Annotated in this window: 17 protein-coding genes; 1 reads left to right on the forward strand and 16 read right to left on the reverse strand. The window is 63.9% G+C overall.

Annotated elements, in window-relative coordinates:
• Positions 1-72 precede the first annotated feature (72 nt).
• The 10 genes from miaB to AC0L2K_RS28050 form a co-directional block, all read right to left on the reverse strand.
• Positions 73-1494 (reverse strand): tRNA (N6-isopentenyl adenosine(37)-C2)-methylthiotransferase MiaB, encoded by a 1422-nt coding sequence (gene miaB / locus AC0L2K_RS28005; protein WP_473532914.1) that lies wholly within the window; start codon positions 1492-1494, stop codon positions 73-75.
• Positions 1495-1593: 99 nt separating this feature from the next.
• A complete protein-coding gene (gene olsA, locus AC0L2K_RS28010) occupies positions 1594-2394 on the reverse strand; it encodes a lyso-ornithine lipid O-acyltransferase (protein ID WP_023802103.1) in 801 nt (266 codons plus the stop codon).
• A gap of 143 nt (positions 2395-2537) precedes the next feature.
• The gene (rimI, locus tag AC0L2K_RS28015; protein ID WP_023802102.1) at positions 2538-3032 is read right to left on the reverse strand and encodes a ribosomal protein S18-alanine N-acetyltransferase; all 495 of its coding nucleotides are present in this window, start codon (positions 3030-3032) and stop codon (positions 2538-2540) included.
• Positions 3032-3721 (reverse strand): tRNA (adenosine(37)-N6)-threonylcarbamoyltransferase complex dimerization subunit type 1 TsaB, encoded by a 690-nt coding sequence (gene tsaB, locus AC0L2K_RS28020; RefSeq protein ID WP_473532915.1) that lies wholly within the window; start codon positions 3719-3721, stop codon positions 3032-3034. The genes rimI and tsaB overlap by 1 nt, the downstream gene beginning before the upstream one ends.
• A 181-nt stretch (positions 3722-3902) precedes the next feature.
• A complete protein-coding gene (locus tag AC0L2K_RS28025) occupies positions 3903-5009 on the reverse strand; it encodes a DUF1513 domain-containing protein (protein WP_473532939.1) in 1107 nt (368 codons plus the stop codon).
• 2 nt (positions 5010-5011) lie between these two features.
• Positions 5012-6091: an imelysin family protein gene (locus tag AC0L2K_RS28030; RefSeq protein ID WP_023802099.1), complete on the reverse strand. Its 1080-nt coding sequence runs from the start codon at positions 6089-6091 to the stop codon at positions 5012-5014.
• Positions 6091-7698 carry a di-heme oxidoreductase family protein gene (locus AC0L2K_RS28035; RefSeq protein WP_473532916.1) on the reverse strand — a complete coding sequence of 536 codons (1608 nt, stop codon included), beginning with the start codon at positions 7696-7698 and terminating at the stop codon, positions 6091-6093. The genes AC0L2K_RS28030 and AC0L2K_RS28035 overlap by 1 nt, the downstream gene beginning before the upstream one ends.
• Before the next feature lie 12 nt (positions 7699-7710).
• Entirely contained in the window at positions 7711-8196 is a 486-nt protein-coding gene (gene bfr, locus AC0L2K_RS28040; RefSeq protein WP_023802097.1) for a bacterioferritin, read from the reverse strand.
• A complete protein-coding gene (locus AC0L2K_RS28045) occupies positions 8162-8473 on the reverse strand; it encodes a (2Fe-2S)-binding protein (protein ID WP_023802096.1) in 312 nt (103 codons plus the stop codon). The genes bfr and AC0L2K_RS28045 overlap by 35 nt, the downstream gene beginning before the upstream one ends.
• Before the next feature lie 98 nt (positions 8474-8571).
• Positions 8572-9864 (reverse strand): imelysin family protein, encoded by a 1293-nt coding sequence (locus AC0L2K_RS28050; protein WP_473532940.1) that lies wholly within the window; start codon positions 9862-9864, stop codon positions 8572-8574.
• A 471-nt stretch (positions 9865-10335) separates the two neighbouring features.
• Between AC0L2K_RS28050 and AC0L2K_RS28055 the strand changes: the two genes are divergently transcribed.
• Positions 10336-11589, forward strand: coding sequence for an NAD(P)/FAD-dependent oxidoreductase (locus tag AC0L2K_RS28055; protein ID WP_473532917.1), 1254 nt, complete (start codon positions 10336-10338; stop codon positions 11587-11589).
• 78 nt (positions 11590-11667) lie between these two features.
• Here AC0L2K_RS28055 and AC0L2K_RS28060 read toward each other — a convergent pair whose 3' ends face one another.
• The 6 genes from AC0L2K_RS28060 to AC0L2K_RS28085 all read right to left on the reverse strand — a co-directional run bounded on the left by AC0L2K_RS28060 (position 11668) and on the right by AC0L2K_RS28085 (position 18327).
• On the reverse strand, positions 11668-12945 hold the full coding sequence (locus AC0L2K_RS28060) for a 4-aminobutyrate--2-oxoglutarate transaminase (RefSeq protein ID WP_128247975.1): 1278 nt from the start codon (positions 12943-12945) through the stop codon (positions 11668-11670).
• 159 nt (positions 12946-13104) lie between these two features.
• Complete coding sequence (locus tag AC0L2K_RS28065; protein WP_473532918.1) at positions 13105-13854, reverse strand: ABC transporter ATP-binding protein; 750 nt, start codon at positions 13852-13854, stop codon at positions 13105-13107.
• The gene (locus tag AC0L2K_RS28070) at positions 13851-14684 is read right to left on the reverse strand and encodes an ABC transporter ATP-binding protein (RefSeq protein WP_287068180.1); all 834 of its coding nucleotides are present in this window, start codon (positions 14682-14684) and stop codon (positions 13851-13853) included. Before AC0L2K_RS28070 ends, AC0L2K_RS28065 begins: the two co-directional genes overlap by 4 nt.
• Positions 14681-15601 (reverse strand): nickel transporter permease, encoded by a 921-nt coding sequence (nikC, locus tag AC0L2K_RS28075; RefSeq protein WP_473532919.1) that lies wholly within the window; start codon positions 15599-15601, stop codon positions 14681-14683. Before nikC ends, AC0L2K_RS28070 begins: the two co-directional genes overlap by 4 nt.
• Complete coding sequence (locus AC0L2K_RS28080) at positions 15598-16665, reverse strand: ABC transporter permease (RefSeq protein ID WP_473532920.1); 1068 nt, start codon at positions 16663-16665, stop codon at positions 15598-15600. Before AC0L2K_RS28080 ends, nikC begins: the two co-directional genes overlap by 4 nt.
• 18 nt (positions 16666-16683) lie before the next feature.
• Entirely contained in the window at positions 16684-18327 is a 1644-nt protein-coding gene (locus AC0L2K_RS28085; protein WP_473532921.1) for an ABC transporter substrate-binding protein, read from the reverse strand.
• Between the last annotated feature and the right edge of the window lie 215 nt (positions 18328-18542).

The following is an 18542-nucleotide window of genomic DNA, read 5'->3' on the forward strand; positions in this document are numbered from 1 at the left end:
CCGATGGTAGGTTCTGGGGCAGGTTCTTCACTTCCGCAGCGCTCAACCGTCTCTCCTCATCTGCCGAGACCTTCAGGCCAATTCGGCGAACAGGCTGTTGTAACCCGTCTTCGTGATTCGTACCTGGATAATCTCACCGATTTCGCCGGACTTTTCATCAACAATAACCGGCTGCAGCCACGGTGAGCGGCCGACCTTCTGGCCAGCCTGGCGGCCCGGCTTCTCGATCAGCGTGTCGATGGTGCTGCCGACCAGGCTGGCGCCGAAGTCCTGCTGCTGGGTCAGCAACAGCGCCTGCAGTCGCTGCAGGCGCTCGTCCTTGACCGCTTCCGGCACATGATCGGCCATTTCCGCGCCCGGCGTGCCGGGGCGCGGCGAATATTTGAACGAGAAGGCCGAGGCATAGTTCACCTGGTGGACAAGGTCCATCGTCGCCTCGAAATCCGCATCCGTCTCGCCGGGAAAGCCGACAATGAAGTCGCCCGAAAGCGCGATATCGCTCCGTGCGGCGCGGATCCGGTCGAGCAGCGTCAAGTAATCTTTTGCCGTATGCCTGCGGTTCATCGCCTTGAGGATGCGGTCGGAGCCGGATTGCACAGGCAAATGCAGATAGGGCATCAGCGCCGGCAAGTCACGGTGAGCGGCGATCAATTCGTCGTCCATGTCGCGCGGGTGGCTGGTGGTGTAGCGCAACCGCGCCAGCCCGGGAATCTCGGCCAGCCGGAACAGCAGGCGGCCAAGACCCCATTCCACGGTCTTGCCCCCTTTGGCTTCGCCTTCGCCGTGCCAGGCATTGACGTTCTGTCCAAGCAGCGTCACCTCGCGCACGCCGGCTTGCGCCAGTCGCTCGGCCTCGGCGACGATCTGCGCCACCGGCCGCGACACTTCCGAGCCTCTGGTATAGGGCACCACGCAGAAGGTGCAGAACTTGTCGCAGCCTTCCTGCACCGTCAGGAACGCGGTGACGCCGCGCCTGATGATCTCGGCGCGCTTCGGCTGCGGCAGATGCTCGAACTTGTCTTCGATGGCGTAGTCCGTCTCGACGATCTTTTTGCCGCCGCGCACCCGTGCCAGCACGTCGGGCAGCCGATGATAGGTCTGCGGGCCGATGACCAGATCGACAGAAGGCGAGCGGCGGATGATCTCGGAGCCCTCGGCCTGCGCCACGCAGCCGGCGACGCCGACCAGCATCTCGCGGCCGGCCCGAGCCCGTTCGGCCTTCATCTCACGAATGCGGCCGAGTTCGGAATAGACCTTTTCGGCGGCTTTCTCGCGGATATGGCAGGTGTTGAGCAGCACCAGATCGGCCTCGCCGATCGCATCCGTCGCAGTATAGCCGTCGGCGGCCAGCGCGTCGGTCATGCGCTGCGAATCGTAGACGTTCATCTGGCAGCCATAGGTCTTGACGAAGACCTTCCGGCTCGCGGCAGGCGGCGCGACCGCAGTTTCGGTCGCAGTATCGATGTCGTCCCGTTCGATCGTGTTCAATTCCATCTGGCGGCTTCTAACGCCTTTCCCCGACAAAAAACAGACGATTCTGCCTTACAGCGCCGCGCCTCCTTTGGACGCGCAAAGCGCTGGAGCTTTTCCGGCTTACCGGCTCGGGCGCGGATCGGCGAGCGCCGCCTGCACCATATCACGCACCTGACTTTCCATCAGCCTGGCCGTTTCCTTGCGCCTGGAGCCCTTGGAGAAGGCGACCGGCTCGCCGAAATGCACTTCGACATCGAGCCCGCCCTCCGCCATCAGCACCTTGAGATGCGGCATCAAATCCTCGTCGCCGATCCAGGCGGCAATCGGCCGGTGCCTGCGGCCGAGCGGCACGCCGTGCAGGCGCGTATAGACGATCGCCACCGGCTGGATGAAGACCGTTTCGGCCGCCCCTTCCGAAATCGCCATCGAGGCGGCGCCGAACAGCGTGCTCTTGAACGGCAAGATCATGTTGCCGTCGCTGGTCGAACCTTCGGCAAACAGCACCATGGCGTCGCCCTTGGCCATGCGGCTGGCGATCTCGCTCGCCTGGTCGCCCGACGAACGTTTGCGCTCGCGCTCGATGAAAACGGTGCGCTGCAGCTTCGACAACATGCCGATCAACGGCCAGCCGGCCATGTCGGCCCTTGCGATGAACGTCACGTCGGCCATCGACCCCAGCACCATGATGTCGGTCCATGAAACGTGGTTCGACGCAACCAGTAACGGGCGCTGATTGGACAAGGTCCCCTTGACGTGGATGCGCATGCCGAGCGCCCGGATGATGAGCCGGTGCCAGATCTTCAGGATGAACGTCTCGCGCCACAGGCCGGTCTTCATCGACAGGATCTGCAACGGCACGAGGATCAACGAGCCTGCGACAACGAGGCCCAGCGCCAGGAAAATCCTGATTTTTCCGATCATTCGCTCTTGGCCCTGTCCCGAGTTCTGGCTAGAGCGACGCGTCCAACTGGACGTCCAAGCACGCTCTAGCGCTTTTTAATCTGCGCATCTCAACCTGCGCATCGTGCTTTCCGAGAATCGGTTCCGATTTGCGGGCCGATGCGCTAGCGAAGATCGCGGCGCATGACAAGCGCTCCGGTCGGGCCGTGCTCGGGCGATCTGTAGTAGTTGGCACGTTTGCCGACCTCGCGGAATCCCAGCCGCCGATAGAGCGCGATCGCGGCGACGTTGGTCTCGTCGACCTCGAGGAAAAGCGCCTCGGCGCGTTGCGCATGCAGTTCGCGCAGCACCGCATCCATCAGTTGCCAGCCAAGGCCCTGGCGGCGATGGGAGCGCGCCACCGCGACAGTCAGGACCTCGCCTTCGCCGGCCGCCAGGCGCGCCAGCACGAAACCGACCGGCGGCTTGGCACCCTGGCCGGTCTCGCGCGCGGCATAGCCGAACACCGTGTCCTGCTCGATCAGCGCGGCGAATTCGTCATCACTCCACGGCCGGACGAAATCCTCGCGATGCAGCACCGACAGGGCCGCACTGTCGGCGACCGTCAGCGGCTCGAGCGCAAAGTCCCTGCGGCGCGGCTGGAGGAAAGGAATGCGCATCAGTTTTTCTTCCCGGCTTTCTTCCTGGACAGGATAAACCCGGCCTGCGGCTTGGCGTCAGCTCCGCGCAGATAAAGCGGTTTCGGCTTTTCGCCTTCACTCTTGGTAGCGGCCAGCCGGGCATAGATTGCGATATCCGTAGTGGCGCTTGTCGGGCCGACGTCGAAGGCGCGCCCGGCCGATGCAGCAATTTGCGTGGCCGCGGTGCCGGCCAGAACCGGAAACCCGTCAACCGCCATGGCGGCGGCTTGCGAAAGCGTGGCCACCGCGGGACCATAAATCAAAACGGATGCTTCGTCGTAAAGCGCTGCATGGATCTCCTCGCGGCCGGCGTCGAGCGCGGCCAGCACGGCGCGGCCGGGAAATGTCTCTTTCGCCTGCGCCGCCAGCGCTTCCAGCGTCGTCACCCCGATTGCCGGGATTTTCAGCGCCAGCGCCAGGCCCCGCGCCGCCGAGACGCCGACGCGCAGGCCGGTGAAGGAGCCCGGGCCGGTGGAGACAGCGATGGCGCCAAGACCGGCATAGTCGGTGCCGCCGGTCGTCAACGCCTCTTCGATCACAGCCATCAGATGTTCGGCATGGCCCTTGCCGAGATCGAGCACCGAGCGGCCGAGCTCCTTCCCGGCCGTCGCGTCGTAGACACAGGCGGCGCAGAGATTGGCGGCACAATCGATGGCAAGCAACTTCATGAGACGGCCGGTTGGCAGCGCCCGCTTGGGGCACAGGGGGTTCGAAAGACAATTTCCCTGTGCCTGCCATGGCTCGTCCCTGCAAGGGGATAATGCATAAATCGTTTGGCGGCTTCGCTTCGACCTCGCCCAAAAAGAGGTAACTCTCGGCGACCACAACCGTCAATGAACCAGTGCCGCACTATGCGGCCTGGTCGATGCGCAGCATGTGATTGTCCCAGACATAGTCCGGCTCGGACCGTGTCGCGCCGCCGGCTTGGGCTATCTGCCCCGTGCCGGTCGTCGCCATGAAGCTCGCCCCGTCGGGCGCCACGCCGCAGACCTCGGCCAGTGCGCTGGTGGCGACGATCCGGCCGCTGGCCGCATCGATGATGGCAAGCGAGTTGCCTTCCGGCGAGGACACCGCGACGGTACCGGCAGCAGGGTTGGCGGCGACCGAGCCGATGTAATTCCTGAAGCCGGACAGCACGTCCTGCGGCATGTCGAGCAGTTGCAGAGCCTTGCCGCGCGCGGCGCGGCCGACCAGCAACGGACGATCGCCGCCCGGCCCCCTGTACTGGCAGCCGAACCAGACCGCGCCGGATTTGTCGGTATCCATATGCCGGATCGAAAGCTGGTGCAGCGCCGGTGGCAATTCGTGCTTTTCGACAAGGTCGCCGGTAAGGCGGTCGACCAGCACATAAGATGGCTTCATCGTCGCGATGTTGAGCTCGGTGCGGCCATAATCGGGATGCGTCTCGATGCCGCCATTGGCGACGGCAATCGTCCTGCCATCGCCGAGCAGCAGCAGCTCGTGCGGACCCATGCCATAGGTCGGGAACTCGCCAACGCGCTTGAATTTCGCACGCGTGTCATAGACGCCGACCACGCCGGCGGCATTGTCGAAATCGTTCTCGGTGGCGTAGAGCAGCGCACCGTCGGTCGAAAACACGCCGTGGCCGAAGAAATGCCGGCCACTGATGCTGGCAATGGTCAGCGGCTCGTCGCGGCCGGTATGGTCGAACACAACCGCGAAAGTGCCGGGCTGCCTGGCAAAGACCACCGAGCGTTTCGACAGCGGATCGAAGGTGACGTCGTGACCGCGGGCGGGCAGGTCGATGGCATGCAGCACCTTGCCGGCCTCGGACAGGATCGCCGCGCCATAGCTGCCGTCGCGCTTGACGAAAGCGGTGGCGAAGACGGCGTCCGTGCTAAGCGTCTTCGCCCATGCCGATGGCGCCATCGCGGCAACAAAGCCTGCCCCGGCAGCCCTCAGGAAGTCGCGGCGGTCGATCAGCGACGTTTTCAGAATCAGTCTCCGTCGAGCGACGAGAACCCGGCGGTCAGGCCGAATTCGGCGGTTAGCCTGGTGCCGATGAGGGTCGACAGGCTGGATGTCACAAGCGAGAAGTGGTCGAGCTTCTGGCGCAGCGCCGGATCGGCAAGCGCCTTGTCGATCGGGCCTCTGATGGCGGTGGCGTCGGCGGCGCCGTTGACGAGCTGGATGTGGATCGATTCCGCCATCCAGCGCGCATCGGGCGACAGCGCGTCGCCAAGCTGCGAAGCCTGGAACAGAGCGTCCATGCCCGAAAGATTTCCGGTCAGCGAACGCGCGGTGTTTTGTGAACGCCAGTAGATCGCCTGTTTCGGCTTGTCGGCCTGCGGGCTACTGCCCAGAAAACCTTTCAGGCGCACGTCACGGACCATCTCCAGTTCGTTGATGAAGACGCCGACCAATTCGGTCACCGCTTCCGTGCCGTCGCGGTAGAGTGCGTTTTGCGGCCCCGGATTGGCCCAAAGTGCTGCAAAGCCGTCGGGCTTGTTCCAGGCGTCGCTGACCTCGGCGACAATCGTTTCAATGTTGCCGGCGACGGCCGCGCCGTAAGCGCAGCGATAGGGATCGTCCTTGCCGGCGAGCCGCTCGGCGCCATCGCCGTAAAGCACGAATTCCAGCGCGCCGAGCCCTTGCATGGCGACGCTCTTTGTCGCCAGATGGGCCGGATCGGCGGCGGTCCGGTCTTTACTGGCCAACGCCGCCTGCACCTGCCTCAGGCCGATGCTCTTGCGGTCCGGCCAAAACAGCATGCGTTCCAGCCGGTTGTTCTGCGTGATCGGTCCGATGCGGATGATCTCGACGACCGACCAGGCATCCACGGTGCCGGAGAATTCGGCGCGCGCCGCATCGAGATGGTCCTGCGAAGGCGCGTCGCACAGCGTGCGCACTGCCTTGCTCAGGCTGTCGGCATGGTCTTGCAGGCGTGCATAGGCCGGGCGGACAAAGCCATCGATCGCTCGCTGGATCACGTCGGAAGCCTTCACCGCTGCGGACGCCGGCAAGGCGCCGGCGAGGACCAGCGGGAGAACCAGGACAAACGCCAGACGCTTCGACATCACAAAGACTCCAGGAATTTGATCAGTGCGGCGCGATCGGGCGCGGCGGCGGCGGCAAAGCGGTCGCGCGCCTTCTGCCCCTCGCCGCCATGCCACAGGATCGCCTCGGTCAGGGTGCGCGCCCGCCCGTCGTGCAGGAAGAAGGTGTTGCCGTTGACGGTCTGGGTAAGACCGATGCCCCACAGCGGCGGCGTGCGCCATTCGCTCCCGCTGGCATCGCCCACCGCTTGCCCGTCGGCGAGCCCCGGCCCCAAGTCGTGCAGCAGAAAATCGGAATAGGGCCAGATCAGCTGGAAGGCCTGTGCCTTGTTGGGCGTGCCGCGGCGGGTGACGAATTTCGGGGTATGGCAGGAAATGCAGCCCATGTCGTAGAACAGCTTCTTGCCGGCCAGCACATCGGGCTTGTCGAGATCGCGCCGCGCCGGCACGGCGAGGTTTTGCGAATAGAAGGTGACCAGGTCCATGACCGGCGGCGGCGCCTCGACCGGGCCGAGGCGCTTCTGGACGCCGTTGGCCCTGGCAAGGCAGTTCTTTTCGGCCGCGGTGCAATCGCCCCAGTGGTTCGGCACTTCCGGCGTCGAAATGCCGATGTCGCCGGCAAATGCGTCCGCCGCTTGCTGGCGGATCGAAGGGGTCTGCGCCTTCCAGCCAAAGCGGCCGAGCGTCGGCTCGCCGCTGTGGCCGTCGCGCACGATGTTGGGCTTGCCGGAGATGCCGTCACTGTTGCGATCGTCCGGATCGGCACTGGCAAGAATGTCGGCCGGCGCGATTTGCTCGACCAGGCCGAGGCCGATCATCGGCGGCGTCAAGCGCGGCGAAAGCGTGGTGTGCGGATCGAGCGGCCCGTTGGCAAGATCATCGACCGAATAGCTCGGCTTGCGCAGCCAAACCACGGTGCCGTCCGGCAGGGTGACTTTTTGCTCTTGATAGACGACACGCATCCTGCCTTCGCCGCGAAGGCCCGGAACGGCCAGTTCCTGCAATTGCGAGCCGTAGACCGGATCAGGGAAGTTGAGCACCTTGCCGGCGGCGAGCGCTGCTTTCTCCTCCTCGGTGCTCGCCTGCCGCGCCAGCCGCAGGAACATCGAGGTGGTGCCGCTGTCGGCTTGCGGCGGATGACCGCGACCGTCCTTCAGATGGCAATTCTGGCACGCCCGCTCGTTGAACAGCGGACCAAGCCCGTCCGATGCCTGCGTCGACGAGGGCGACGACACCCAGTTCTTGCGGAAAAGAGCATTGCCGAGCTTGAAGGTGCCTTGTTCCTCGAAAGTGATATTGGCGGAAGATTGCGAGAAAGCGTCCTTGTTGGCGCCTTTCCGCGACGTGCCGGCGCCGCCCTGCATCGGCTCGAACTGCTCGGGCTTGGAGAAATCCCTGGTCGGCCTGGCGATGGCAATGACGCGCGCCAGATCCTTCGGCGTCAGATCGGCACGGCTGGTGGCGAGACCCGCCGGTTCGGGCGCGCCGGCCAGCGCCGAGGCGGTCAGCGCGACCACTACGGCAGGCGAAAGCCGGCGAAGCCAGCCGTATCGCGGGTTGTGCTGGGACGGCAGGCCGCAATCCTCGGCCCGCCGCAAGCGGCGCAAGTAGTCTAAGCGGCACCGCATTCCCGCATGTCCCTAATCCGCCTCGTCGGCCGATGCGGCGTTGAGCTGGCCGTATTTTTCCTCGCCGATCGAGGCGAGCAGGTCGAGTTGCGTCTCGAGGAAGTCGATGTGACCTTCCTCGTCGGACAACAAATCCTCGAACAGCTTCATCGTCACATAGTCACCTGCTTCGTCACAAATCTCGCGCGACCGTTTGTAGGCAGTGCGCGCGTCATACTCGCCGGCAAGATCCGATTCGAGCACTTCCTTGACATTCTGGCCGATGCGCAGCGGCGCTACCGACTGCAGGTTCGGATGGCCTTCAAGGAAGATGATGCGGGCCACGAGCCGGTCGGCATGGTGCATCTCCTCGATCGATTCCGCGCGTTCCTTCTTTGCCAGCTTGGCGTATCCCCAGTCCTCCAGCAGCCGGAAATGCACCCAGTACTGATTGACTGCTCCAAGTTCCAGAAACAGAGCTTCGTTAAGCCGCTCTATGATCTGTTGTTCGCCTTTCATGGGTTCTGCTCCCGTATTGGACGCGCAGGCCTCTGACGCGATCCAGGTGTGAAACGACGTCCACGCCGCTCGCCTCCGAGCGGGCGTGGTAATTTTCGGTTACCCGAATGATCGTTTCGACCACATTTGGGAAGCAGCCGCAACAGCGGCCACGCTTCTGCATGGCATGATAGATCTTCGCCGGCACGATAAGCTGCCAGGGATCCTGATCCAGCAGCCCGACGATCGTCTGCTCAATCTCCTTCTCGGTGATGATGTTGCAATGGCAGATCAGCATTATTTGCTCTGTGTGGCTGACGGCGCGTGCTCGGCGCCATGTGGCTTATTTTCTTAGTGGAGCCTGGACTTTCGGTTCGGGCTCCGGGCATCGACGCCTTACTGAAACACCTTGTCCGGCGCATCGAGGCTGTCCGAGCCCTCGAAGGCTATGGCATTGAGTTTCAGGGTGCCGACGGCGCGTTCGATCGACTTGGTCTGGTCGACCAGCGCGTCGATCGCCGCCTGCACGGTGGCGTTGCCTTGCGTATTGCCTTCGCCGATCTGCTGGTCATAGGCCTCGCCGCCAAGCGCTCGCGCCTTGATCGCTTCCATCTTGGCGACGGTGACATCAAGCTTGTCCGACAGTTCCTTGTCGACCGCCGGATCGGCCTCCTTGACCATGTCGGATACCGACGGTCCTTCGACGACGGTGCCGTCGAGGCGGGTGTAGTTGCCCTTATAGGCGGCGCGAATGCCGACGGCATCGTAGAGATGGGAATCGTAGGTGTTGTCGGAGAAGCAGTCATGCTCCTCTTCCGGGTCGTGCAGCAGCAGGCCGAGCTTCATGCGCTCGCCGGCGAGTTCGCCGTAGGACAGCGAGCCCATGCCGGTGAGGATGGTCGAGATGCCGGCTTTCGGCTCGCCGTCGACAAGGTTCTTGCGCGCGGCGCCGCCTTCCTTCCAGTCGTTGACCATGTCCTGCAGATCGGAAACCAGAAGCTCGCTCGCCGACTTCAGGTACTGCGCGCGACGATCGCAATTGCCGCCGGTGCAGTTGGCGAGGTCGTAGTCGGTATAGGGCCGTTCGCCAGCGCCCGGGCCGGTGCCGTGCAGGTCCTGGCCCCACAGCAGGAATTCGATGGCGTGATAACCAGTCGCCACATTGGCCTCGATGCCGCCGGCTTCCTGCAGCGTGCCGGAGAGGAACTCGGGAGTAAGATTGGGGGCGTCGATCTTCTTGCCGTCGATCTCGATCGACTTGTTGGCGATCACATTGGCGGTATACAGCGCATTCGCGTCCGACTCGGTGCCGTAGTTCTCGGCGACATAATCGATCAGGCCTTCGTCTAGCGGCCAGGCGTTCACCTTGCCTTCCCAGTCGTCGACGATGGCGTTGCCGAAGCGATAGACTTCGGTTTGCTGATAGGGAACGCGCGACGCTTTCCAGGCCTCGCGGGCGGCGGTGAGCGTTTCCTCCGAAGGCTTGGCGAGCAGCGCGTCGACGGCCTTGCCGAGCGCCTGCGCCGCGGTCAGCGAATCCTCATATTTGGCGAGCGCAATATCGGAATAGGTCTTGATGACTGCCTTGGCATCGGTTTCCGCCTTGGCCGGCAGCACGAATATCGCCGCCGTCAAGGCCACCGTGGCGCCGATCGCTGCAAGCCTGCTGCCATATCGCGCCGTGATCATCGCTCTCATGATTGTCATCTCCCTCGGGAATTCAGTGAAAATGCCGGCGCCAAAGGCGCGTCGGCAGGCAATCGGCGCCAAGGCAGGTCCATGCCATTGAGCGAGATACAGGCCGCGGCATAGCGCGGTTTGCGGAAGAAAGACATCGAAATGCCTCCAATCGAAAGGGTTCAAGGCCCAGACATCAAAGGGATGCGCTTGACGCGCACGCTTCCATAAAGCGATGAAGATGCCGGAAGTCAACCAATTTCAGAGAGAAAAGCCAATTGAAACAACAGTTTAGAATTATTCTAAACTGCAAGTATCAACTTTAGCCGTATTTGCCGCGCCGCCGTCGAACGAACGATTGACAGACCGCCATTCCGGGTGCGACCCGCAAGGGTGGTCTTGCGGCGGCGTCAGACAATCGCCACTTGGCGAGACGTCCTAGACTTGGATAACGCCTAGGAGAGATGAGGAATTGGGGCTGCGATGAAAAACGGTGTGGTCATTGTCGGTGCGGGTCATGCGGGCGTGCAAGCGGCCGCCAGCCTGCGCGAGGACGGCTACGACGAACCCGTGATCCTCATCAGCGATGAGGACGAACTGCCCTACCACAAGCCGCCGCTGTCGAAGACCTTCATCAAGGATCAGGAGGCCAAACCGCAGCCGCTGCGCGGCGAGGCTTTTTATACCGGCAGCGCGATCGACTACCGGCCGGGCGTCCGCATCGATCGCATCGATGCCGGCGGCCGCAGGCTGGAGCTATCGGATGGCGGCACACTGCCGTTCGACCGGCTGATCCTGGCGACCGGTTCGCGGCCGCGCATGCTGTCGCTGCCGCGTTCGGATTTTTCGGGCGTGGTGTCGCTGCGCTCACTCGCCGACGCGCGCCTGATCCGCGAATTGAGCGCGCAGAGCGAGGATGTCGTCATCCTCGGCGGCGGCTTCATCGGGCTGGAGATCGCCGCGACGCTCACAGCGGCCGGCCGCAAGGTCATCGTGGTCGAGGCGGTCGACCGCCTGCTCGGCCGGGCGGTGGCGCCGATCATCGCGCGCCACGTGCGGCAGCGGCTGGAAGCGACCGGCGTGCGCATTCTCACCGGCACCACGATTGCACGGCTCGAAGCCGAGAACGGCCATGTCTCGGCGGCAATCACCGCATCCGGCGAGCGGCTGCCGGCGCAGATGGTCATCATCGGCATCGGCGTCGTGCCGAATGTCGAACTGGCGCAAGCCGCCGGCATCACTATCGCCAACGGCATCCGCGTCGACCAGCAGATGCGCACGTCGGTGCCCGAAATCCTCGCCATCGGCGATGCCGCCTCCTACCGGCACTGGCTCACCGACGGCGATGTGCGGCTGGAATCGGTGCAGAATGCGACCGACCAGGCGCGTCTTGCAGCACGCACCGTTGTCGGCCATGCGGACGCCTTTGCGGCGGTGCCGTGGTTCTGGTCCGATATCGGTGACATCAAGCTGCAGATGGTCGGCCTGATTTCGGGCGGCGACAGCCATGTCGTGCTGGGCGACGTCAACGAGAACCGGTTCTCCATCTACCACTATGCTGGGAATCGTCTGCTCGGCATCGAATCGGTCAACCGGCCTGGCGACCACATGCTTGGCCGCAAGATGCTCGGCGCCGGCTTTTCGCCGACGCCGCAGACGGTTGCGACGGGACCGGACGGATTGAAGGCGGCGCTCGCCGCTTTCCAGCAGGTAGAGCCCGTCCGCGCCGCCGAATAAGGATGTGTTGATGCCGGCGAACGGCGGTTTTCTGCGCTGATCCTTCCCTTCTCCCACAACAAGGGAAGAAAGATCCGCTCAGGCGGCGCGGACCTCGCGGATCGAGCTTTCCAGGATGTCGAGCGCTTCGTTCATGACGCCGTCCTGGATGGTGATTGGCGCGAGGAAGCGGATGACGTTGCCGTAGACGCCGCAGGTGAGCAGGATCAGGCCCTTGTCGAGCGCCTTCAGCCGGACCGCATTGGCGATCTCGGCCGACGGCAGGCCCTTCTTCACATCGTTGAACTCGACAGCGTTCATGAAGCCCGGGCCTCTGATATCGACGATCTCCGGCGTGTCGTCGCGGATCGATTGCAGCCGCTGCTTCAGCCGGTTGCCCAGCGTGTTGGCGCGGTCGCAGAGCTTTTCCTCTTCGATCACGTCGAGCACGGCATGCGCCGCGGCAACGCCGATCGGGCTGCCGCCATAGGTGCCGCCGAGCCCGCCGGGGCTGGGCGCATCCATAATCTCGGCGCGGCCGGTGACCGCCGACAGCGGGAAGCCGCCGGCAAGGCTCTTGGCCATGGTGGTGATGTCGGGCGCCACCTCGTGATGATCCATGGCGAACATCTTTCCGGTGCGGGCAAAACCGGTCTGCACCTCGTCGGCGATCAACAGCATGCCGTGCTGGTCGCAGATCTTGCGCAGCGCCGTCATGAAGTCGCGCGGCGCCTCGTAAAATCCGCCCTCGCCCTGCACCGGCTCGACGATGATGGCGGCGACGCGGGCCGGATCGACATCGGCCTTGAACAGCCGGTCGAGCGCGGCCAGCGAATCGGCGACCGTGATCCCATGCAGCGCCACCGGGAACGGCGCGTGGAAAACATCGGCCGGCATGGCGCCGAAGCCGACCTTGTAGGGCACAACCTTGCCGGTCAGCGCCATGCCCATGAAGGTGCGGCCATGGAAGCCGCCGGCAAAGGCAATGACCGCCGGACGGCCGGTTGCGTTGCGGGCGATCTTGATGGCGTTCTCCACCGCTTCGGCACCGGTGGTGACGAAAATCGTCTTCTTGTCGAATTTGCCCGGCAGCAAGCCGTTCAGCCGTTCGGCCAGCCTGACATAGCTCTCATAGGGCACCACCTGGTGGCAGGTATGGGTGAAGCGGTCGAGCTGCGCCTTGACCGCCTCGATCACCTTGGGATGGCGGTGGCCGGTGTTGACGACGGCGATGCCGGACGAGAAATCGATGTAGCGACGGCCCTCGACATCCCAGATTTCCGAGTTCTCGGCGCGGTCGGCATAAATCTGCGTGGTCATGCCGACGCCGCGCGAGATCGACTGGTTCTTGCGTTCGGAGATGGCTGAGTTCTTCATGATGTTCCCTCACCGGGCCGGCGCCCGTTCTCGTTTGGTATATGCTAAGACCTGTTCTGACCTTATTTCACGTTTTCCTCAAGTTGGCACCGCCGCCAGGCGATTGGGCCTGCCGCCGCTAAGGTCGCATTCCTTCGCGACGCGGACAGCTGATTTGACTCACGCAGTCCGCACAAACCCGTCGCTCGCCCTGAGCAAATTGCGCGTATAATCCTTGCTGACGCGGCGCTCGACGAGGTCATCAGCGGTGAGATGCTCGACCGCCTCGCCGTTCTGCATCACCATCAGCCGCTCGCACATATGGGTGATGATGGCGAGGTCGTGGCTGACCATCAGGAAGGTCAGCTTGCGCCGCCGCCGGATGTCTTCCAACAGGTTGAGCACCTCCGCCTGCACGGAAGCGTCGAGCGCCGAGGTCGGCTCGTCGAGCAGCAGGATCGCCGGTTCGAGGATCAGCGCCCGCGCAATCGCCACCCGCTGGCGCTGGCCACCCGACAATTGATGCGAATAGCGGAAGCGAAAGCCGGTGCCGAGCCCGACCTCGTCGAGCGCCCGCTGGATGCGTTTCTCGCCATCGGCAAAGCCGTGGATGGCGAGCGGCTCCTGCAGCAGTCGGTCGACGGTTTGGCGCGGATGCAGCGAGCCGTAGGGGTCCTGGAAGACCATCTGCACCTCGCGATAGAAGGGCTTGTCGCGGCGCTTGCCGAGTTTTTTTCCGTTGACGGTGATGCTGCCCGAAGCGGCCGGCGCGAGGCCGGCGATCGCCCGCAGCAGCGTCGATTTGCCGGAGCCGGATTCGCCGACCAGGCCGAAGGATTCGCCGGATTGCACTTCGAGGCTGACACCCTTCAGCGCGCGAAAGCGGTCGAAGACCACCTCCAGCCGGTCGACAGAAAGTGCTGCCGTCATGCCGCCCACTCCGGCTTGCGGTCGAGCACCGGCAGCGGGTGACGGTCGGCGCCGATCTTGGGCATGCAGTTGAGCAGGCCGCGCGTGTAGGGATGCTGGGCGCGGCCGAGCTCCGACGCCTTGAGCTGCTCGACCACCCTGCCGGCATACATGACGATCACCCGGTCGCAGAACGACGAGACCAGGCGCAGATCGTGCGAGATGAAGATCAGCCCCATGCCGCGCTCGCTGACCAGCCTGTCGAGGATGCCGAGCACGTCGAGCTGCACGGTGACGTCGAGCGCCGAGGTCGGCTCGTCGGCGATCATCATCTCCGGCCCGGCAATCAGCATCATGGCGATCATGGCGCGCTGGCCCATGCCGCCCGACACCTCGTGCGGATGCAGGTCGAAGACACGGGCGGGATCGCGGATCTGCACCGCCTCCAGCATGGCGAGCGCCCGGTCGCGTGCCTCCGCCTTGCCGACCTTCTCATGCGTGCGCAGCGTCTCGACAATCTGGCGGCCGATGCTCATCACCGGGTCGAGCGAGTATTTTGGATCCTGGAGGATCATGGCGATGCGCTTGCCGCGCAGCGCCCGGCGGTCGCGGGGCGAGGCCGCGAGCAGGTCGGTGCCGTCGAAGGCAAGTTTCCTGGCCGTGACCTCGGCCTGCGGCGGGGTCAGGCCCATGATGGCGCGGCCGGTCTGCGACTTGCCGGAACCGCTCTCGCCGACGATGCCGAGCCGTTCGCGGCCGAGCGAGAAGGAGACGCCGCGCACCGCCTCGATCCGGCCGGTGCGCGTCGGGAAGGTGACGCGCAGATCGTCGACCTCGAGAAGCGTGCTCATTGGTCACCACTGCGGGGGTCGAGCGCGTCGCGCAGGCCGTCGCCGAGCAGGTTGAAGCCGAGGCTGACGAAGAGGATGGCAAAGCCCGGTGCACCGGCCACCCACCATTGGTCGAGCACGAAGCGGCGGCCCGACGCGATCATCGCGCCCCATTCCGGCAGCGGCGGTTGCGCGCCGAGGCCGAGGAAGCCGAGACCGGCGGCGGTCAGGATGATGCCGGCCATGTCGAGCGTCACCCTGACGATCAGCGAGGAGATGCAGAGCGGCATGATGTGGCGCAGCACGATGCGGAACGGCGAGGCGCCCATCAATTGCACCGCCTTGATGTAATCCGAATTGCGCACGGTGAGCGTTTCGGCACGCGCGATACGGGCGTAGGGCGGCCATGAGGTGACGGCGATAGCGAGCACCGCATTCTCGATGCCGGGGCCGAGTGCGGCGACGAAGGCCAGCGCCAGGATCAGCTTCGGAAAGGCGAGAAAGATGTCGGTAATACGCATCAGGATCGCATCGATCCAGCCGCCGGCATAACCGGCGACGGTGCCGACCAGCAGGCCGATAGGAGCGGCGATGACTGCGACGAGAATGACGACGTAAAGCGTCCATCGCGAGCCGAAGATGACGCGCGAAAGGATGTCGCGGCCAAGGTCGTCAGTGCCGAACCAGTGCTCGGCACTTGGCGCCAGCAGCCGCGAGCCCTTGAGGTCGCCGAATGTCGGCGAATAGGGCGCCAGCACATTGGCAAACGCGGCGACCACCAGCAAAACGATGATGATGAGCAGGCCGAGAAACGCCAGCCGGTTGGCTGAAAAGCGCCGCCACGCGACATAGGCGCGGCCGAGCCTGGCCTGCATGCGCGACGCCGGCCGCTCGCTGAGCAGCCAGTCGCGGCGGCTCTGGATTGCTTCAGCGCTCATCGTACCTTGGTCCTTGGGTCGAGCACCCGGTAGAGCAGGTCGGACAGGAGATTGATGCCGATGAACACCGAGCCGATGATGATGGTGCCGCCGAGCACGGCGTTCATGTCGGCGTTCTGCAGGGAATTGGTGATGTAGAGGCCGATACCCGGCCAGGAAAACACGGTCTCGGTGAGCACCGAGCCTTCGAGCAGGCCGGCATAGGAAAGCGCGATCACGGTGACCATCGGCACCGCGGCGTTGCGCAGCGCGTGGCCCCAGATGATGCGTGTTTCCGACAGGCCCTTGGCGCGCGCCGCGACGATATATTCCTGGGCAAGCTCGTTCAGCATGAACGATCGCGTCATCCGGCTGATGTAGGCGAGCGAGAAATAGCCAAGCAGCGAGGCCGGCAGGATGATGTGGCGGAAGGCATCGAGAAACACATCCCACTGCCGCTGCCACAGCGCATCCAGGAGATAAAAGCCGGTGATCGGGGTGAAGGTGTATTCGTAGACGATGTCGAGGCGACCGGGAAAGGCCACCCATTGCAGCCTGGCGTAGAACAGCACGAGCGCCAGCAGTCCCAGCCAGAAGATCGGCACGGAGTAGCCGACCAGGCCGATGATCCGCACGATCTGGTCGATGATGCTGCCGCGCCGGACCGCGGCCAGCACGCCGAGCGGCACACCAAGCAAAGCACCGATCAGCGTTCCCAGCGTCGCCAGTTCGATCGTCGCCGGAAAGGCGCGGCGAATGTCGGTCATGACAGGGTTGGTGGTCAGCACCGAGGTGCCGAAATTGCCGTTCAGGGCATTCTTCACATAGATGTAGAACTGCTCGATCAGCGGCAGGTCGAGCCCCATCTCGCGGCGGGTCCGCTCGACGACATTGGCCGGCGCACGGTCGCCGAGCACCGCCAGCACCGGGTCGATCGGGATCACCCGGCCGATGAAGAAGGTCACCGCGAGAAGACCGAGATAGGTGGTTATCGCGATGACCAGGAAACGGGCGATCGACGACGCGACAGCGACAGCGCGGGCGCTGCCGCGCCCTGCCGTCGCTTCGCTTTCAACAGTACTCATGCGGCGCGTCCGCCGGCATCATTCCTTGGTGATCTGGCTGACGAAATTGGTGTCGAAGCTCGGGCCGAGCGCAAAACCCTTGAGGTTCTTGCGCAGGCCGGCCACTTCCAGCTGCTGGTGAACGATGATGAAAGGGCTGGTTTCGAGAATCTTCCTCTGCAGATCCTGATACATTGCGGCGCGTTTGGCCGGATCCTTCTCGAGCAGGGCCGCTTCGGTCTGCTTGGTCAAGTCCGGAATATCCCATGCGTTGCGCCAGGCCAGCGTCTTGGTCTTGCCTTCATCCGAATTGTCGGGGTTGCTGGCGAAGGTCTGGGCGTTGGAGTTCGGATCGAAATAATCCTGACCCCACTGGCCGATATAGATATCGTGGTTGCGGGCGCGGTACTTGGTCAGCGTCTGTTTGCCGTCGCCGGGAATGATCTCCAGCTTGACGCCGGCCTGGCCGAGCGTCTGCTGGAACGATTCCGCCATGCCGGTCACCGGCTGGGTGTTGCGTACGTCCATGGTGACGCTGAAGCCGTCGGCCAAGCCGGCCTTGGCGAGCAGTTCCTTGGCCTTGGCGAGGTCGAATTTGAACGGATTTTCGTCCAGCTCGCCAAGCACGCCTTTTGGCAGGAAGGTCTGGTGGATCTCGCCGATGCCCTTGAGGATGGTCGAGCTCAAGGCATCATAGTCGACGAGATATTTGAAGGCCTGGCGAACCTCCGGCTTGGCGAGGTTCGGGTTCTTCTGATTGAGGCTGATGTAGAAGACCGTGCCCTTCGGCGCGCTGGTGGTGGTGAGATCGGCGTTCTTGGCGATGGCGTCGAGATCGTTCGGCTCGAGATTGCGGGCAACGTCGATGTCGCCGGCCTCCAGCGCCAGGCGCTGGCCCGAGCTTTCCTTCATGTTGCGATAGATGACGCGGGCGAGCTTGGCCTTTTCGCCGTGGTAATTGTCGTTGCGCTCCATGACGACGACCTCGTTGGCTCGCCATTCGCGCAGCTTGAAGGCGCCGGAGCCGGCATAGCCGGTCTTCAGCCAGGCGTTGCCGAAGTCGTTGTCGTATTTGTAGTCGGCACTGGGCGTCACCGCGGCAGCATGTTCCTTGACCAGCTTGGCGTCGACGACCGACGCGACCGTTGCCGACAGGCAGTTCAGGACGAAGCTCGGCGCATAGGCCTTGTCGACCGTGAACTGGAACGTCGTGTCATCGATGGCCTTGGCCTTCTCGGTGACGTTGTCGCCATTGATGCCGAACTGGCCGATGATGAAGGCCGGGCTCTTGTCGAGCTTGATGGCGCGCTCGAACGAATAGGCGACATCCGCCGCGGTGATCGGATTGCCCGATGCAAATTTCAGGCCGGGCTTGAGCTTGAAAGTGTAGGTCAGGCCGTCGTCGGAGACAGTCCAGCTTTCGGCGAGATCGCCCTTGACCTTGGAGGTGTCGCTCAAGTCGAGGCGGACAAGAAGATCGTAGGTGTTGCCGGTGACCTCTGCGGTCGACAGCTCGAACGCCTCGCCCGGATCCATCGAGATGATGTCGTCGATGGCGAAACCCTCGACCAGCGTGTCGGCCGGCGTGACAGCAAGGGCAGGAGCACCGGCCAGAAGCAGCGCGGACATGGCTGCGCCGGCGAGCAGGACGCGGGAGCGTAGAGCAAACTTTTCCATCATCATTTTTGACTGTTCCCTGTTTTTGTTGACCTGAGTTCCCGGCTCAGGGTTTGGCATTCACTTGACACATCGGCCCGAAAATCGGAATCGATTTTCGGAAAGCACGATGTGTAGTTCAAAGTCTTAGAGCGTCCTTTGCGCGTCCAACGGACGCGCGGCGCTCTAATCGAACGGTGACCCTGAACCGGTCGTCCTGGTGATTTTTATCCAGTTCCGCC

Source organism: Mesorhizobium sp. WSM4817, from assembly GCF_055811135.1.

Excerpts from the sequence above, each read along its gene's own strand:
- miaB (WP_473532914.1), bottom strand. The coding sequence starts at position 1,494 with ATGGAATTGAACACGATCGAACGGGACGACATCGATACTGCGACCGAA.
- AC0L2K_RS28050 (WP_473532940.1), bottom strand. The coding sequence starts at position 9,864 with ATGATCACGGCGCGATATGGCAGCAGGCTTGCAGCGATCGGCGCCACG.
- AC0L2K_RS28065 (WP_473532918.1), bottom strand. The coding sequence starts at position 13,854 with ATGACGGCAGCACTTTCTGTCGACCGGCTGGAGGTGGTCTTCGACCGC.
- AC0L2K_RS28080 (WP_473532920.1), bottom strand. The coding sequence starts at position 16,665 with ATGAGTACTGTTGAAAGCGAAGCGACGGCAGGGCGCGGCAGCGCCCGC.
- AC0L2K_RS28070 (WP_287068180.1), bottom strand. The coding sequence starts at position 14,684 with ATGAGCACGCTTCTCGAGGTCGACGATCTGCGCGTCACCTTCCCGACG.
- AC0L2K_RS28035 (WP_473532916.1), bottom strand. The coding sequence starts at position 7,698 with ATGCGGTGCCGCTTAGACTACTTGCGCCGCTTGCGGCGGGCCGAGGAT.
- tsaB (WP_473532915.1), bottom strand. The coding sequence starts at position 3,721 with ATGAAGTTGCTTGCCATCGATTGTGCCGCCAATCTCTGCGCCGCCTGT.
- rimI (WP_023802102.1), bottom strand. The coding sequence starts at position 3,032 with ATGCGCATTCCTTTCCTCCAGCCGCGCCGCAGGGACTTTGCGCTCGAG.
- AC0L2K_RS28045 (WP_023802096.1), bottom strand. The coding sequence starts at position 8,473 with ATGCTGATCTGCCATTGCAACATCATCACCGAGAAGGAGATTGAGCAG.
- AC0L2K_RS28030 (WP_023802099.1), bottom strand. The coding sequence starts at position 6,091 with ATGTCGAAGCGTCTGGCGTTTGTCCTGGTTCTCCCGCTGGTCCTCGCC.
- bfr (WP_023802097.1), bottom strand. The coding sequence starts at position 8,196 with ATGAAAGGCGAACAACAGATCATAGAGCGGCTTAACGAAGCTCTGTTT.
- olsA (WP_023802103.1), bottom strand. The coding sequence starts at position 2,394 with ATGATCGGAAAAATCAGGATTTTCCTGGCGCTGGGCCTCGTTGTCGCA.
- nikC (WP_473532919.1), bottom strand. The coding sequence starts at position 15,601 with ATGAGCGCTGAAGCAATCCAGAGCCGCCGCGACTGGCTGCTCAGCGAG.
- AC0L2K_RS28055 (WP_473532917.1), top strand. The coding sequence starts at position 10,336 with ATGAAAAACGGTGTGGTCATTGTCGGTGCGGGTCATGCGGGCGTGCAA.
- AC0L2K_RS28085 (WP_473532921.1), bottom strand. The coding sequence starts at position 18,327 with ATGATGATGGAAAAGTTTGCTCTACGCTCCCGCGTCCTGCTCGCCGGC.
- AC0L2K_RS28060 (WP_128247975.1), bottom strand. The coding sequence starts at position 12,945 with ATGAAGAACTCAGCCATCTCCGAACGCAAGAACCAGTCGATCTCGCGC.